The sequence below is a fragment of the Candidatus Allofournierella merdipullorum genome (assembly GCF_048426865.1).
GTDB classification, from domain to species: domain Bacteria; phylum Bacillota; class Clostridia; order Oscillospirales; family Ruminococcaceae; genus Allofournierella_A; species Allofournierella_A merdipullorum.
In genome coordinates, this window is sequence record NZ_DBFNWJ010000031.1 from 49,246 (window position 1) to 65,815 (window position 16,570).

Below are 16,570 nucleotides of genomic sequence, written 5' to 3' on the forward strand. Positions count from 1 at the left end.
TTCGGGTGGAACCGTGGAGCACGATGCTTCATCCCGTATGTTTTGCAACGGGGTGGGGCGTTTTTTCGTTTACAGGAGGTTTTGAGAACATGATCAATGTGGAACTGAAAGGGGACGTTCGCCAGTTCGAGGCGGGCGTGTCCGCGGCCGACGTGGCCAAGAGCATCGGCATGGGCCTTTACAAGAGCGCCTGCGCTGCGAAAGTGAACGGCGAGGTGTGCGATCTGCGCACCGCTTTGAACGAGGACTGCACCCTCGAGATCCTCACCTTTGAGGACGAGGGCGGCAAGCACGCTTTCTGGCACACCGCGGCCCATGTGATGGCCCAGGCGGTGCAGCATCTGTTCCCCGGCGCCCACTTCGGCATCGGCCCGGCGCTGGAGAACGGCTGGTACTACGACATCAAGGCCGACCGGCCCCTGACCACCGGCGACTTTGAGGCCATCGAAGCCGAGATGAAGAAGATCGTCAAAGAGGACCTGCCTCTGGAAAAGCGGGTCATCACCGTGGAGGAGGGCCGCGAGATCTTCGCGGGCCAGACCTACAAGCTGGAGCTGCTGGAAGAGTACGCCGAGAAGGGCTGGGAGCTCACCGTTTACAAGCAGGGTGACTTCACCGACCTGTGCGCCGGCCCCCACCTGATGAGCACCGGCGCCATCAAGGCCGTGAAGCTGACCAAGGTAGCCGCCGCCTACTGGCGCGGCGACGCTTCCCGCGACAGCCTGGACCGCCTCTACGGCATCGCTTTCCCCAAGGCCAGCGGCCTGGAGGAGTATCTGAAGCTGATGGAAGAGGCCGCCAAGCGCGACCATCGCCGTCTGGGCAAGGAACTGGAGCTGTTCACCCTGCTGGAAGAGGGCCCCGGCTTCCCCTTCTTCCTGCCCAAGGGCATGATCCTGAAGAACACCCTCATCGACTTCTGGCGTCAGATCCATCGTGAGGCCGGCTACCAGGAGATCAGCACTCCCATGATGCTCAACCGCAGCCTGTGGGAGCGCAGCGGCCACTGGGGCCACTACAAGAACAACATGTACACCACCGTCATCGACGACACCGATTTTGCCATCAAGCCGATGAACTGCCCCGGCGGCATGCTGGTGTACCAGACCCAGCCCCGCAGCTACCGTGACCTGCCCCTGCGCATGGGCGAACTGGGCCTCGTGCACCGCCACGAGCTGTCCGGCGCGCTGCACGGCCTGATGCGCGTGCGCTGCTTCACCCAGGACGACGCCCACATCTTCATGACCCCCGACCAGATCAAGGACGAGATCAAGGGCGTTGTGCAGCTGATCGACAAGGTCTACAACCTGTTCGGCTTTGAGTATCACATCGAGCTGTCCACCATGCCGGAAGACCACATGGGCAGCGAGGAGGACTGGGCCCGTGCCACCGACGGCCTGCGCAGCGCCATCGAGGAGCTGGGCCGCGAGTACACCGTGAACGAGGGCGACGGCGCCTTCTACGGCCCGAAGCTGGACTTCCATCTGGTGGACGCCATCGGCCGTACCTGGCAGTGCGGCACCATCCAGCTGGATATGCAGCTGCCCGAGCGCTTTGAGCTGGAGTACACCGGCGAGGACGGCCTGAAGCACCGCCCGGTGATGATCCACCGCGTGGTGTTCGGCAGCATCGAGCGCTTCATCGGCATCCTCATCGAGCACTTCGCCGGCGCCTTCCCCACCTGGCTGGCCCCGGTGCAGGCGATGATCATCCCCATCACCGACCGCCAGCACGAGTACGCCAAGGAGCTGGAGAAGAAGCTGAACGCCGCCGGCATCCGCGTGGAGGCCGACTACCGCAGCGAGAAGATGGGCTACAAGATCCGCGAGGCCCAGCTGAAAAAGATCCCCTACATGCTGGTGGTGGGCGACAAGGAGATGGAGGACGGCACCGTGGCCGTCCGCGCCCGCAAGGAGGAGAAGGGCGGCACCATGAGCGTGGACGCCTTCCTGGCTGCCATCCGCGCCGAGATCGACTCCAAGGAGCGGTAATTTTTTCCTGAACAAAACGCACCGTTCCCCGAAAGGGGGACGGTGCGTTTTTTGTCTGCCGCTTTTCCTTGCCCCCGGGGAGCGGGCGGGGTATAATAAAGACAAATACAACCGCCCGCAAAGGGAAAGGGGGAGCAAGCGTATGAAACTTTCGTTCCTGGGCGCCGCCCATGAGGTCACCGGCAGCTGTTACCTGCTGCAGACCGGCGGCTTCAACCTGATGGTGGACTGCGGCATGGAACAGGGCCGCGACATCTACGAGAACCAGCCCCTGCCCCTGGCCCCCGGCCAGGTGGACTGCATGCTGCTGACCCATGCCCACATCGACCATTCGGGGCGTATCCCCCTGATGGTGAAGAACGGCTATAAAGGCCCGGTCTTTACCACCGGGGCCACCGCCGAACTGTGCGGCATCATGCTGCGTGACTCCGCCCATATCCAGGAGTTCGAGGCCGAGTGGCGCAACCGCAAGGCCAAGCGCTCCGGCGGCGAGGAGTACCAGCCCCTTTATACGATGCAGGACGCGGAGGCCGCCCTGGCCCTGTTCCACGAGGTAGACTACGGCGAGACGGTGGAGGTGGGGCCGAACGTCCGCGCCCGCTTCACCGACGTGGGTCACCTTTTGGGCTCCGCGTCCATCGAGCTGTGGGTCACCGAAGGGGAGGAGACCCGGAAAATCGTCTTTTCCGGCGACATCGGCAACACCCGCCAGCCCCTTCTGCGGGACCCCCAGCCCATCCATGAGGCGGACTATGTGGTGATGGAGTCCACCTACGGCGACCGCAGCCACGGCCCCCGGCCGGACTATGTGCCCGCCCTGGCCGCCGTTCTGCAGGATACCTTTGACCGGGGCGGCAACCTGGTCATCCCCAGCTTCGCCGTGGGCCGCACCCAGGAGATGCTCTATTTCCTGCGCCAAATTAAAGAACAGAACCTGGTGAAGGGCCACGAGAACTTCACTGTCTATGTGGACAGCCCCATGGCCGTGGAGGCCACCCAGGTGTTCAAGACCAGCTGGGCCGAGTGCTACGATGAGGAGGCCCGTACCCTGGTGATGCAGGGGGTGAACCCCATCAATTTCCGGGGGCTCAAGCTCTCTTTGAGCAGCGACGACTCCAAAGCCATCAACTTTGATTCCGAGCCCAAGGTCATCCTTTCCGCCAGCGGCATGTGCGAAGCCGGGCGCATCCGCCACCATCTGAAACACAACCTCTGGCGGCCGGAGAGCACGGTGCTCTTTGTGGGCTACCAGTCGCCGGGCACTCTGGGCCGTGCGCTGGTGGAAGGCGCGAAGGAGGTCAAGCTCTTCGGCGAGACCATCGAAGTGCGCTGCAAGGTGCAGGTGCTGGCGGGCGTGTCGGGCCATGCGGACAACGAGGGCCTGATGAACTGGGTGAAGAACTTTGAAACGAAACCCCGCACCGTGTTTGTCACCCACGGCGAGGACGAGGTGTGCGACATCTTCGCGAACCGCCTGCGGGCGGAGCTGGGCCTGGCCGCCGCCGCGCCCTACAACGGCGCGGAGTACGACCTTCTTACCGGCAGCTGCCTTGTGGTGGGCAATACCCAGCGCATCGCCAAGGAGGAGGGCGGCGGCAAGAAGCGGGAGAACCCGGTGTTCCGCCGCCTGCTGGACGCCGGCCACCGCCTGCTGAACATCATCAAGGCCAAGGAAGGCCACACCAACAAGGAGCTGGCCCGCTTTGCCAGCCAGGTGGAAGCCCTCTGCGACAAGTGGCAGGACTGAAGTCCATAAAACAACAAAGCGGCAGGCCCCCGGCGGGGCCTGCCGCTTTTGCTATTCAGGGCAAAAGTTCCGTGAGGATGCTGTTCTGCACCAGCATCCCCTTGGGGGTAAGGGCCAGACGGTCGCCGTCAAACACGGCGTAGCCCGCCGCCACGCACCGGCGGATGAAGGCAAGGCGGCCTTCGTCAAAGGCAAGGCCGTACCGTTCTTTCAACAGCGAGAGCCGCAGGCCCTCGGCAAGGCGCAGCCGCAGCATGATGTAGTCCGCCCCGGTGCACTCGCCCTCCTGCATGGGGGCCGCCCCGGCCAGGAATTCCGCCGTGCTGCGGCCGAAGGAGAAGCGCTTGCCCTCCATGCAGCTGGCCGCCGCGGGGCCGAGGCCCAGATAGTCCCGGCAGTCCCAGTAAATGAGATTGTGCCGCCCCTCAAAGCCGGGGCGGGCGAAGTTGCTTATCTCATACTGGGCGTAGCCCGCCGTCGCCAGCTGTTCCACGGCATACAGATAAAAATCCGCCGCCTCGTCCTCGTCCGGCAGACCCGGCGGGGGAGTTTTCCCAAAGGGGGTGCCCGGCTCGATTTTCAAAAGATAGGCCGAGATGTGGGTGGCGCCGCCCTCCGCCAGCAGGGCAAGGGTGCGGTCGAACTCCCCCCGCGTATAATGGGGCAGGGCCAGCATGATGTCGCCGGTGATGTTCTCAAAGCCCGCGGCCTTTGCCGCGGCCAGGGCGGCGCGGCTTTGGGCGGCGGTGTGGGGCCGGCCCAGGCGGGCAAGGCTTTCGTCGTCCGCTGTCTGCACCCCAAGGCTCAGCCGGTTCACTCCGGCGGCGCGAAAGCCCGCCAGTTTTTCCGCGTCTACTGTTTCGGGGTTTGCCTCCAGCGTTATTTCCGCGCCGGGCAGGGGGGCGGCGGCCTTCAGAAGCCGGGCCGCCTGGGCGGGAGAGAGCAGGCTGGGGGTGCCGCCGCCGAAGTACACCGTATCCGGCCGCCCGGGGCACATGGCCGCCATGCGGGCGATGAGGGCGTCAATGTATTCCTCCGGCACGGCGCGGCTGGCCCCGGCGGAGTAAAAATCGCAGTAGCGGCACTTGGCAAGGCAGTAGGGGATGTGCAGATACAGCCCGAAACCCACGGCGTGCGCCTCCTTTACACAAAGCTTTCACAGGCCATTATAAATTATTTTGATTTTGTTTACAATTCCGGCGGCATTCTGCGATATAATAAGCCCAAAGGAGGGGGATATCCCTATGAATCAACAATACGGACCGGGCTTTGAGCCCGACAACAATACTTTTTACGCCAGCCAGGGCCCGGACGGTGTGTTCAGCACCAATGCCCGCTACGAGACGCTGGCGGAGTACACCGCCAAGACCTTCGGCTGGATGTTCGCCGGCCTGATGGTCACCTTCCTGGTGGCGCTGGCGGGCTACACCAGCGGCATCGGCATCCTGCTGCTCAGCAATCCGCTGCTGTTCTGGGGCCTGGCCATCGCCGAGATCGTGGTGGTGGTGATGATGAGCGCCCGCATCCACAAGATCGGCGTGAGCACCGCCCGGGGCATGTTCTTCCTCTACGCGGCGCTCAACGGCGCGGTGTTCAGCTGCTATTTCTATCTTTACCAGATGTTCGATCTGGTGCTGGCCTTCGGCGCCACCGCCCTCTACTTCGGCATCATGGCCGCCTACGGCTACCTCACCAAGCAGGACCTGTCCGGCTGGGCGAAGCCCCTGATGTTCGGCCTCATCGCCATGATGATCGTCAGCGTCATCGGCATGTTCTTTGGCGGGGTGAACATCCTGCTGTGCTGCCTGGGCATCGTGCTCTTCGCCTGCTACACCGCCTACGACACCCAGAAAATCAAAGCCGCCTACTTCGCCTACGCCGGCAACCCGGAGCTGGCGAAAAAAGCCTCGGTGTTCTCGGCGCTGGAACTGTATCTGGACTTCATCAACCTGTTCCTTTATATCCTGCGCATCTTCTCCCGCAGCCGGGACTGATTTTCAAAAAGCAGAAGGGCCGCCCCAATGGGGCGGCCCTTTTTTGTGTGTCAGTTCTCGTCCAGCTTGAGCACGGCGGTGAATGCCTCGCTGGGCAGTTCCACGCTGCCCAGCTGGCGCATCTTCTTTTTGCCTTCCTTCTGCTTTTCCAGCAGCTTTTTCTTTCGGGTGATGTCGCCGCCGTAGCACTTGGCCAGCACGTCCTTGCGCATGGCCTTCACCGTCTCGCGGGCGATGACCTTGCCGCCGATGGCCGCCTGGATGGGAATTTCAAACATCTGGCGGGGGATGTTCTCCTTCAGCCGCTCGGCCAGGCGGCGACCCTTGGCGTAGGCTTTGTCCGCGTGGACCACCATGCTCAGCGCGTCCACCATGTCGCCGTTGAGCAGCATGTCCAGTTTGACCAGCTTGCTCTCCTTGAAGCCCTTCATCTCATAGTCGTAGCTGGCGTAGCCCCGGCTGCGGCTCTTGATGGCGTCGAAGAAGTCGTAGACGATCTCGCCCAGGGGCAGCTCGTAGTGCAGGTCCACCCGCTCGGCGTCCAGATACTTCATGTCGATCATGGTGCCCCGCCGGTCCTGGCACAGGTCCATCAGGCTGCCCACATACTCGGTGGGGGTGTAGATGTGAGCGTCCACATAGGGCTCTTCCTGCTTGGCAATGCGGCCCGGGTCGGGGTAGTCCGACGGGTTCTCAATGGTGAGAACGGTGCCGTCGGTGAGGGTGAAACGGTATTCCACGCTGGGGGCGGTGGTGATGAGGTCCAGATCGAATTCCCGCTCCAGCCGCTGGGTGATGATGTCCAGGTGCAACAGGCCCAGGAAACCGCAGCGGAAGCCAAAGCCCAGCGCCGCGCTGGTCTCCGGCTCAAAGCTTAAAGCCGCGTCATTCAGCTGCAGCTTTTCCAGCGCGTCCTTCAAATCGGGATACTTGGCGCCGTCCACGGTGTAGATGCCGCAGAACACCATCGGCGTCACCTTGCGGTAGCCGGGCAGCGGTTCGGGGGTGGGGTTGGCCACCAGGGTCACAGTGTCGCCCACGCGGGTCTCCCGCACGTTCTTGATGCTGGCGGTGAGATAGCCCACGTCGCCGGCCTCCAGCTTTTCGCAGGGCATCAGGCTGGTGGCGCCCATGCGGCCCACCTCCACCAGCGTGAACTCCGCGCCGGTGGCCATCATCCGCACCGTGTCGCCGGGCTTCACCGTGCCCTCGAACACCCGGATGTAGACGATGACGCCCTTGTAGCTGTCGTAGACGCTGTCGAAGATGAGGGCCTTCAGCGGCGCGGTCTCGTCCCCCTTGGGGGCGGGAATGTCGGTGATGACCTTCTCCAGCACGTCCTCGATGCCGATGCCCATCTTGGCGCTCACACGGGGGGCGTCCATGCAGGGCAGGCCGATCACGTCCTCCACCTCTTTGGCCACCCGGTCCGGCTCGGAGCTGGGCAGGTCGATTTTGTTCAGGATGGGCACCAGTTCCAGGTCGTGTTCCAGCGCCAGATAGGTGTTGGCCAGCGTTTGGGCCTCCACGCCTTGGGTGGAGTCCACCACCAGCACCGCGCCCTCGCAGGCGGCAAGGCTTCGGCTCACCTCGTAGCCGAAGTCCACATGGCCCGGGGTGTCGATGAGGTTGAATTCATAGTGCTCGCCGTTGCGGGCGGCGTAGTCCAGCGTTACTGCGCGAGCCTTGATGGTGATGCCGCGCTCACGCTCCAGCTCCATGTTGTCCAGCAGCTGGTCCTCCATCTGGCGCTCATCCACGCTGTGGGTCTTTTCCAGAATGCGGTCGGCCAGGGTGCTCTTGCCGTGGTCGATGTGGGCAATGATGCAGAAATTGCGGATGTTCTTTTTCGACAAACAGGTCCCCTCCAAAAAACAGGTGTAAAGCCGGGCGGCCCCGGCGTTTGGTTCAAATCACGTTGTAGCCCATGCCTGCCAGCAGGTCAAAGGCCTTCTGGCCCATGGCGTTGTCGCCGGTGCCGCACAGGTCTTTCAGCACAGTGATGGTGCTGGAAAGGAAGGCGGAATGCAGCACCACCGCGTTGCTCACCACGCAGATGTTGGTGACCACGCCGCACAGGGCGATTTCCTCCGGCTCGCCGCCGCAGAGAGCGCGGGCGGCCTCGGGCAGCTCCATGCTGCCGAAGGTGGGCTTGTCCACAAAGGCGATGGCTTCGTTTTTCGCAGCCTCGAATTCGGCCAGTTTGCCGAACAGGTGCCAGCCCTCGCTGCCCTTGATGCAGTGAGGCACCGGCAGGAAGCGGCCCTCCCGGGTGTCAAGATAATCGGGGGCGTGGGTGTCCCGGGTAAAAATTACCTTCCAGCCCTCGGCCAGCGCCGCTTTCACCTTGTCGTACAGGGGGCCTTCCAGCGTTTCGGCCCCGGGGTAGCCCAGCGCGCCGTCCACAAAGTCTTTCTGGTAGTCCACCACCACAAGCAGCTTGCTCATCTTCCTGCCCTCCGATGCGTCAGAATGAAGTCTGGTTCAGATAGTCCGCCAGTGCCACGGCCTCGCCGTCCCGGAGATAGACCCGGGGCACCCGCAGCGCCAGCGCGCACATAATTTCGTAGGGGATGGTGCCCGCCTTGCGGGCCACATCTTCAATGGTATCGCAGCCCGGCGCGCCGAAGATGCAGGCTTCGTCGCCGGCGTCCACGCCGTCCAGCCCGGTCACGTCCACCATCAGCTGGTCCATGCACACCCGGCCGATGACCGGGGCGCTCTGGCCGTGGATGCTGCACACGCCCTGATTGGTCAGACTGCGGGGGTAGCCGTCGGCGTAGCCCACGCAGAGGGTGGCTACCCGCCGGGGGCCGGGGGCGGTGTAGAGCAGGCCGTAGCTCAGGGACTGGCCCGCCTCGATGGTCTTGACCTGGCTCACCCGTGCTTTCAGCCGCAGCACCGGGCGCAGGCCCTCAAAGTGCACCTCGTCGCTGGGGTCGCAGCCGTAGAGGATGATGCCCGGCCGCACCAGGTCCATGCCCCATTCCGGGTGCTCGGTGAGGGCCGCCGAGTTGCAGCAGTGAACGGTCTCGAGGGCAATGCCCCGGCCTTTCAGCGTCTCGGCTACCTTCACGAACCGGTCGTGCTGGCCGGCGGTGTAGGCGATGTCTTCGGGGGCGTGGCTGTCCGCCACAGCAAAGTGCTGGAACAGGCCCGTCACGTTGAGGCCCGGCAGACCGCAGCAGCCCGCCAAAGCGGAGACGCAGGCGTCGATGCGCCCTTCGCTGCGTGCGTCAAAGCCCAGCCGGCCCATGCCGGTGTCCACCTTCAGATGGGCCTTCACCCGGCCGCCGGCGGCCCGGGCATTCTCGCTCAGCGCCTGGGCGTAGGCCCCGCTGAACACCGCCTGGGTCAGGTCGTTGCCGATGAGCTCGGCGGCGTAGGCCGGGTCGGTGTGGCCCAGAATGAGGATGTGCCCCGTCACCCCGCCGGAGCGCAGGTGCAGCGCCTCGGCAAGGCAGCTCACCGCGAACCATTCGGCTCCGGCGGCCTGAAGCGTCTGGCACACCATGCCGTCGGCGTGGCCGTAGGCTCCGGCCTTCACCACCGCGCACACCTTGGCGGGGGCGGCATGGGCCGCGATGAGTTTAAAGTTATGGGCGAGAGCATCCAGATCCACCTCGGCCCAACAGTGCTTTTCAAACTCCAATGGTAACACCTCGCTTGCCGCTTTCGGCGGCGGAATGGCCCGCGCTCACCGCCGGGCCCTGCGGCCCTCGGTGCCGGGCAGGGGCGCCCAGCCGTCCAGACCGGCGTCCTGCAGGGCTCCCAGCATCTTCTGGCGGAAGGCCGGGTCCTTTTTGGCCATGGCCGCCACGTAGTCCTTCATCTCCTGGCGGCGGGTGGCACCGTCCGCGGGGCAGGCGCTCTTCACCACCGGCAAGTCCAGCTCCCGCACCGCCCGGCGCACCTCGGCCTCGGTGGCCAGTATCATGGGCCGGATGAGGTAAAGCTCCTTGCGGGAAAGCCAGGTCACCGGCGAAAAGCAGCCCAGCCGCCCCTCGCCCCAGAGGTTCATGTAAAAGGTCTCCACCGCGTCGTCCAGGTGATGGCCCAGGGCCACCCGGTTGCAGCCCAGCTCTTTGGCGGTGTTGTGCAAAAGGCCCCGGCGCATCTTGGCGCAGAGGGCGCAGGGGTTCTTCTCCTGGCGCAGGTCAAACACCACGTGGCCGATCTCGCTGCGGCGGATGTGGTACTCCACGTTGTACTCGGCGAACAGCCGTTCCAGCGGCGTGTAGTCGGCGGGAGTGCCGCCGAACTGGGGGTCCAGGCTCACGGCTACCACCTCAAAGGGGATACCCAGATACTCCCGCAGGCGGGCAAGGCCCACCGTGAGAGCCACGCTGTCCTTGCCGCCGGACACGCCCACGCACACCCGGTCGCCGGGCGCGATCATGCCGTATTCCTGAATGGCCTTGCGCATGAGTCCTTCCAGACGCTGCATGTCGCGGCCCCCTTCCATATAATGTATTATAAAGACGAGCGCTCCATGCCGCAAGGGGCAAAGAGGCGCTTTTCCCGGTCATTATACCACATACGGGGCAATCTGCACAAACTTTGCGCGAAAATTTGAAAAAATAGAAAGTGAGAAAACGGGAGCATAAGAGAGAATAAAAGAGCATGAGCGAGTGAGCCGGGATTAAATCAAAATAATCGAAAAAAGTGCTTGACGCGGCTTTTCCTTTCGGTTATAATCAACCTTGCGCCGATGTGCGCCAAACCGCATTCACGCGCCTTTTGGCACGAAAAGAAAATCAGGAGGAACAGCAAATGAGCACTACTCTCGCTAAACCCGCCCAGACCGAGCGCAAGTGGTATGTGATCGACGCCGCGGGCAAGCCCCTCGGCCGCGTTGCCGCCAAAGCCGCCGTGCTGCTGCGCGGCAAGAACAAGGTCACCTTCACCCCCAATGTGGACTGCGGCGACCATGTCATCATCATCAACTGCGACCAGGCGGTTCTGACCGGCAAGAAGCTGGAGAAAAAGTACTACCGCACCCATTCCGGCTGGATCGGCGGCCTGAAGGAGACTCAGTACAAGACCCTGATGGCTGAGAACAGCGACAAGGCCATGTTTGTTGCGGTGAAGGGCATGATCCCCGCCAACACCCTGGGCGCCAAGGCTATGACCCGCCTGCGCTGCTACAAGGGCGCTGAGCACCTGAACGCCGCCCAGAAGCCCGAAGTCTACGAGTTTTAATAGGAGGCAATAGAATATGTACGAGACGAAACCTTATTTCTACGGCACCGGTCGTCGTAAGAATTCCGTTGCCCGCGTTCGCGTCTACACCGGCACCGGCAAGATCACCATCAACGATCGTGACATCGACGATTACTTCGGCCTCGAGACCCTGAAGCTGATCGTCCGTCAGCCCCTGGCTGTGGCCGAGGTGGAAGGCAAGTTTGACATCGTGGTCCGCGTGAACGGCGGCGGCGTTGCCGGCCAGGCTGGCGCCATCCGTCATGGCCTGTCCCGCGCCCTGCTGCAGTACGACGAGAACCTGCGCCCCGCCCTGAAGAAGGCTGGCTTCCTGACCCGCGATCCTCGTATGAAGGAGCGCAAGAAGTACGGTCTGAAGGCTGCCCGTCGGGCTCCCCAGTTCAGCAAGCGCTGATTTCAGAACCCTTTGCTTCAAAACCCCGGAACCCTTTGGTTCCGGGGTTTTTTGCGTTGCAAAAACCGCAGAAGGTGCGCGGGGGACGCTGTGAATAAAGACAACAAAATTATTTTGTCTTTTTGCGACATTGTGTTTCGCCGATGTTTTCGATATAATCGAGGTAGAATACACGCCCCGCCGGGGGCAAAAGGAGGACCGCACCCCATGGACCTTTTGGAACAGTGTCGCCTGTGGCATGAGGCGGAGGAACACGAAAAGATCGTCCAGGCGCTGGAAGCGCTGCCCGAAGAGCAGCGCACCGCCGCCACCGATATGGAACTGGCCCGGGCCTACAACAACCTTGCCCAGCTCGACGAGCCGGAAGGCCGGGAGATGCTGCTGCGGGCGCTGGAGCTGATGGCCCGCCACGAGTCCGACTGCCCCGACCCCTACAGCTGGAACTTCCGCATGGGCTACGCCTGCTATTATTTGGATCGGGAGGGTGCGGCCCTTTCGTATCTGGAGCGGGCGCTGGAACTGCACCCCGGCGATTCGCCTCAGCGCAACAGCCGGGAGGAGATCCGCCAGCTCATCGGCGACTGCCGCCACCGCCTCACTCTGCCCCGGTTTGAACGGCCCTTCCGCCGCCGCGCCGCCGAGGCTTGGGCGGAGTTTGCCCGGCGGGAGGCCGAAGTGCGCCGCCTGCTGGACGCGGGGGAAGAGAGCCGGGCCCGGGAACTGGCAAAGGGCGCGCTGAACCTTGCGCTTGCCCGGCCGGACTTCACCCTGCGGCGGAACGGCGGCTATGAGCTCATCCTCTCGCCCGGCGGCGACCGGGCGCGGCTGTTCGAACTGGTGCAGCTGCTCCGGCGCAAGCCGGCGGACCTTTGGCAGGTGCGGGTGGACCTTTCCTCCATGGAGGACCTGCCCGGCGCGGCGGAAGGGGAGGACCCGGCGGCTTTGCTGGAAAACGGCTACGTCGCCTACCAACTCGAGCCCAACGAGGACCCGGACGCCGACTGGCGGCTGGACGTCATCGCCGGCTCCACCCGCTGCCCGGCGCTGGTGCGTCAGTATCTGGCGGGGGAGAGCGGCGCGGTGGACCTGCTCCACGACGACGGTGCGGCGGCGGGCTTCATCTGCTGGCCGCTGGACGGCTTCGCTCCCGAGGAACGGGGCGAGCGGGCCCTTGCGCTGCGGGCCCAGCTGGAAGAGGTGCTCACAGCCGCCGCCGGCCCGGAGGGCGTGACCCTGCTGGGCGGCGCCATGGGCCTGTTCTGCGGCTATCTGGACTTCATCGCCTGGGACCTGCCCGCCGTGCTGGACGCGGCGGCGGAGTTCTTCGCCGCCTCCGGTCTTGCCTGGGGTTCCTACCACTCCTTCCGCCGGGACGTGGGCACCGTGCGCCTGTGGAACGCCGAGGAGGCAAAGGAGCCCGAAGTGCATCCCGAGACCGGCTCGCTGCTCTCCCCGGAGGACATCGCGGCCATGGAGAGCTATCTGGAAGCCAGCAGCGGCTACTTCTATCAGGTGCTGGAATATCTGGGCGATTTTATTGAGAAAGGCCAGAAAGAGGGCCGCTTCACCGAGCGGCAGGCCCGGCGTGACCTGCAGATCGCCCTGTGGTACGCCTATGCCTGCCTGAACGTGGATGAATACGAATACTATTACCGGGCCGCCCAGTGGCTGCCGGACTCCGAGCCCGCCGCCAAAGGCTGCGGCACCTGGTACTACCGCTACGCCGCCGCGCTGATGTACTGCGGGCGGCTGGAGGAGGCCCGGAAATACGCCGAGCAGGGCACCGTGGAGGAGCCGGACTACCCCTGGGCCTGGCTGCTGACGGCCAAGCTCCGCAGCCACTTCGGCGAGAAAGAAGCTGCCCTGGCGGCGGTGGAGCGGGGTCTCGGGCTTGAGCCCGGCGACTATGAGTTCCTCACCCTGCGCCGTGAGATCGAGGCGGGGGCGACGCTGGAACAGATGGAGAACCACTGGATCGACCCGGACTTCGACCGAAAGCTGCAGGCCGGGCAGGACGAGGGCGCGGCGGCAAAGCTGCAGGCCATCTCCTGCATCCTGCTCAACAAGGCGGGGCTGGACGAGTTCTTTGAACTGTTTGCCCCCGACGAAGAGGACTACGCCCCCAACGCCCCCTATTGCACCTTCCACCGCCTGGTGAACAGCCGGCGCCTGGAAGTGGCGTTTTTGATGAACGAGGCGGGCCTTTCCAAGCTGGGGCGGGACTGGCTGCGCCTTCAGCGGGACCGGCTGGACAGCGGCTGCTGGCTGGCCCCCGCCGACCCGGAGGGCAAGCCGGGCAAGCTGATGACGGTGCTCTTTGGGCTGGACCGCAGCGTGCGGCTGCTGGGCCGCTCCCGGGAGGGCGACAAGCGCTTCCAGGTGCTTTTGCAGGAGGACGGCACCCCCGCTTCCTGCGAGTGGTGGGGCCAGCCGCCCCAGCCGGAAGAGGAGGAGCCCGTGCCCCAGTGGGTGTACACCGAGCATCAGATGGAGCTGGTGGAACAGCACATCCGCACCCATGTGGGCCCCTTTGACCAGGTGCTTCACGAGCTGGTCTCGCCGGACATCCATGTGGACCTGTGCGTCGTGCCGCCGGACGGCGACCGCAATTTCTACACCATTGTCACTATGGGCATGGGCGCGCGGCGGATGAACGTGCCCCCCGAGCTGGCCGGGCACCGGCTGGAGCGGGCGGAGCTGGCCATCGCCCTGCCGGAAGACTGGAAGCTGGACCAGGAATCTCTGCAGGACGAGCGCTGGTACTGGCCGCTGCGCTTGCTCAAGAGTCTGGCGCGACTGCCCGGCGCCTGCGACACCTGGCTGGGCTGGGGCCACACGGTGGACAACCAGGAGCCCTACGCTCCAGACACCGGCCTTTGCGCCGCGCTGCTGGTGGGGCTGCAGGGCGCGCTGCCCGGCGGCGACGTCTGCCCCCTGCCCGACGGCGACGAGATCAACTTTTACCAGGTCATCCCCCTTCACCGGGCGGAGATGGAATACAAACAGGAGAACGGCGCGGAGGCGCTGCTGGACCACATGGACGGCGTCAGCTTCGTGGTGCAGCCGGGCCGGCCCTGCGCGGCGCTGACAGAGCCGGACCCGGACGCCTTCCTGCTGGATGACGCCGCCTGGCACCTGCAGTGCCTGCACGAAAAGCGTCTGGCGGTGGAGAGCATCGCCGCCTATGACCATCTGGCCATCTATCTGCGCTGGTGCATCGAGCGGGGCCTGATGAGCGGCGAGTTCCTGGAACAGCACCGCACGCTGGCCGAGGCCGTCCGGCAGGACGGCGCGGGCACCGACCTGCGCCCCTTCGTCCGGGACGCGCTGGGCGGCAAGCTGTGGTCGAACCTCTTCAATGAGGAGGGGCAAGCTTTCGCTTCCTATTATTATGGCGAGAACGAAGCGCCCTCCTTCCCCAACGATGTGGACAGCTGGTCCCTGGCGTATTTTGGGCCGGTGCGCTATCAGTCCGACGAATTCCAGGACGAAGCCTATCTCTTCGTGCCCTTTGACGAGGCCCATTACCAGGGCATGGCCGGAGTGATGGACCGCCGGTTCGCCTGCTGGAAAAAGCAGGGCGACCCCTTCCGGCAGGAGACCGACGGCGCGGCGGCCCTGGAACAGCAGGTGGGCTTCCGCTGCCAGAGCTTCCCGGCGATGGAAGACCCCGACCCGCTGCTGGCGGCCTTTGACTACACCCGGCGGCAAGCCATCCGGGACGGCTATATCCCCCTGCTGCTGACGGTGGAGGAGGGCCTGTGGCAGAGCTTCGACGCCGTCGGGCTGCCGGAGACCCCGCAGCCTGCCGCTCGGCCCTTTGCCTGTATTTTAGACGAGGACGGCCGCACCCGCCCGGCGGTGCTGGCGCGTGTGACGGCGTCCGCTCCCTGGGAGGTCTTTGAAAAGCTGCCTCTGGGCGAAAGCGGCCGGCGGCTGGCGGAACTGGCCCGCCGCTGGTACGAGCAGTACGGCGCGGTGCCCGCCGCGCTGGGCGCCGGTTGGGTGGAGTTCACCCTGCCGGATAGCTGGAACGGCAGCGCCGGCTCCGAACGGGACCGTCTGGCACTCGCCCTGGCCGGGCGCCGGCCGGTGCGGCTGTCCTGAAGCGGCCCGGGGCAGAACAGGAGGAAAAACGCGATGAAAGCGCAAAATCTGCACACCCACACCACCTTCTGCGACGGCAAAAACACCCCGGCGGAAATGGCCGCGGCGGCTTTTGCCGCGGGCCTTTCGGCCATTGGCTTTTCCGGCCATTCCCCGCTGGAAGGGGAGGAGTGGTGCATGGCCCCGGCGGAGCTGCCCGCCTACCGTGCGGCGGTGGAAGAGGAGAAAAAACGGTACGCCGGGCGCATGCAGGTGTTTCTGGGGCTGGAACAGGATTATTTCAGCCCGCCGCCGGACGGGACCTATGACTACCTCATCGGCTCGGTCCACGGCCTGCGGCTGGATGGCTGCCTTTTTTCGGTGGACGAAAGCCCCGAGGCCTTTGCCCGCCTGGTCGACCGCTGCGGCGGCGTGCGGGGGCTGCTGCGGGAGTACTATGGCCTGCTGGCCCAAACGCCGGAGCGCACCAGCTGTGACATTCTGGGCCACTTCGACCTGGTGACCAAATTCAACGAAGAAAACCGCTTTTTCGACCCGGAAGAACCTGCATTGCGCGCCCTGGCGCTGGAGGCGCTGGAAGCCCTTGCCGCTAAAGACGTGATCTTTGAGGTGAACACCGGGGCCATCTCCCGGGGCTGGCGCACCGCCCCTTATCCGGCGCCCTTCTTATTAAAGGAGATGCGCCGCAAAAACGCGCGGGTGTGCATCACCGGCGACAGCCACGCCGCCGGCACGCTGCTGGCCGGGTTTGAACAGGCAAAAACGCTGCTGGAAAGCTGCGGATTTTCCTCCTGCTGGTACCTCACCGAGGCCGGCTTCCGGGAGGGTCCGCTGCCGGAAATTTTGTAAAAAAGAGGCCGCTTCGGCGGCCTCTTTTTTGTGTCGAATCTGCCGGAGAATATGCAATTTGCACATACAGAAAGGCGCCGATTTAGACAAAAAGCACAAGCGAGAAGGGGGTCTAAAAATGACAAAACGGTAAAAATTGCTGTAAAAATCGAAGCAAACGGGAGCAAATCAAAGAGCCGCGGCGGGATAGAGAGCATGGCATGGATGGATTTTACAAAACGCCAAAACACGGCGTTTTTGAATCAAAACCGCCCGCCGAGGAGGT

General features: G+C 64.3%; 12 protein-coding genes. 7 read left to right on the forward strand and 5 right to left on the reverse strand.

The genetic code is table 11. From position 1 onward, the window contains the following. The first annotated feature begins 89 nt into the window (after nucleotides 1-89). Nucleotides 90-1,991, forward strand: a complete 1,902-nt coding sequence (gene thrS, locus ACMNAY_RS05175; RefSeq protein ID WP_394975609.1) for a threonine--tRNA ligase — start codon at nucleotides 90-92, stop codon at nucleotides 1,989-1,991. 142 nt (nucleotides 1,992-2,133) lie between these two features. Beyond that, nucleotides 2,134-3,738 (forward strand): MBL fold metallo-hydrolase RNA specificity domain-containing protein, encoded by a 1,605-nt coding sequence (locus tag ACMNAY_RS05180; protein WP_418718645.1) that lies wholly within the window; start codon nucleotides 2,134-2,136, stop codon nucleotides 3,736-3,738. Between the two features lie 55 nt (nucleotides 3,739-3,793). Here the strand turns inward: ACMNAY_RS05180 and hemW are convergent, their stop codons facing one another. Beyond that, nucleotides 3,794-4,867: a radical SAM family heme chaperone HemW gene (gene hemW / locus ACMNAY_RS05185; RefSeq protein ID WP_418718646.1), complete on the reverse strand. Its 1,074-nt coding sequence runs from the start codon at nucleotides 4,865-4,867 to the stop codon at nucleotides 3,794-3,796. A 115-nt stretch (nucleotides 4,868-4,982) separates the two neighbouring features. Between hemW and ACMNAY_RS05190 the strand changes: the two genes are divergently transcribed. Next, on the forward strand, nucleotides 4,983-5,732 hold the full coding sequence (locus tag ACMNAY_RS05190; protein WP_394975615.1) for a Bax inhibitor-1/YccA family protein: 750 nt from the start codon (nucleotides 4,983-4,985) through the stop codon (nucleotides 5,730-5,732). Nucleotides 5,733-5,782: 50 nt separating this feature from the next. Here the strand turns inward: ACMNAY_RS05190 and lepA are convergent, their stop codons facing one another. Genes lepA through ACMNAY_RS05210 form a run of 4 tightly spaced genes read right to left on the reverse strand, consistent with a single transcriptional unit; the run spans nucleotide 5,783 to nucleotide 10,179 of the window. Next, nucleotides 5,783-7,588: a translation elongation factor 4 gene (gene lepA / locus ACMNAY_RS05195; protein WP_418718647.1), complete on the reverse strand. Its 1,806-nt coding sequence runs from the start codon at nucleotides 7,586-7,588 to the stop codon at nucleotides 5,783-5,785. A gap of 52 nt (nucleotides 7,589-7,640) precedes the next feature. Further along, a complete protein-coding gene (locus ACMNAY_RS05200) occupies nucleotides 7,641-8,180 on the reverse strand; it encodes a cysteine hydrolase family protein (protein WP_418718648.1) in 540 nt (179 codons plus the stop codon). A 19-nt stretch (nucleotides 8,181-8,199) separates the two neighbouring features. Beyond that, nucleotides 8,200-9,384 carry an alanine racemase gene (gene alr, locus ACMNAY_RS05205; protein ID WP_418718649.1) on the reverse strand — a complete coding sequence of 395 codons (1,185 nt, stop codon included), beginning with the start codon at nucleotides 9,382-9,384 and terminating at the stop codon, nucleotides 8,200-8,202. A gap of 45 nt (nucleotides 9,385-9,429) precedes the next feature. Next, complete coding sequence (locus ACMNAY_RS05210; protein ID WP_418718650.1) at nucleotides 9,430-10,179, reverse strand: tRNA 2-thiocytidine biosynthesis TtcA family protein; 750 nt, start codon at nucleotides 10,177-10,179, stop codon at nucleotides 9,430-9,432. A 326-nt stretch (nucleotides 10,180-10,505) separates the two neighbouring features. Here ACMNAY_RS05210 and rplM point away from each other — a divergent pair, with 326 nt between their 5' ends. The 4 genes from rplM (at nucleotide 10,506) to ACMNAY_RS05230 (ending at nucleotide 16,305) form a co-directional block, all read left to right on the forward strand. Continuing rightward, entirely contained in the window at nucleotides 10,506-10,934 is a 429-nt protein-coding gene (rplM, locus tag ACMNAY_RS05215; protein WP_394968422.1) for a 50S ribosomal protein L13, read from the forward strand. 16 nt (nucleotides 10,935-10,950) lie between these two features. Next, the gene (gene rpsI / locus ACMNAY_RS05220) at nucleotides 10,951-11,349 is read left to right on the forward strand and encodes a 30S ribosomal protein S9 (RefSeq protein WP_394968421.1); all 399 of its coding nucleotides are present in this window, start codon (nucleotides 10,951-10,953) and stop codon (nucleotides 11,347-11,349) included. Between the two features lie 207 nt (nucleotides 11,350-11,556). Then, entirely contained in the window at nucleotides 11,557-15,456 is a 3,900-nt protein-coding gene (locus tag ACMNAY_RS05225) for a suppressor of fused domain protein (RefSeq protein WP_418718651.1), read from the forward strand. A 33-nt stretch (nucleotides 15,457-15,489) separates the two neighbouring features. Beyond that, nucleotides 15,490-16,305 (forward strand): histidinol-phosphatase HisJ family protein, encoded by an 816-nt coding sequence (locus ACMNAY_RS05230; protein ID WP_418718652.1) that lies wholly within the window; start codon nucleotides 15,490-15,492, stop codon nucleotides 16,303-16,305. Nucleotides 16,306-16,570: the final 265 nt, after the last annotated feature.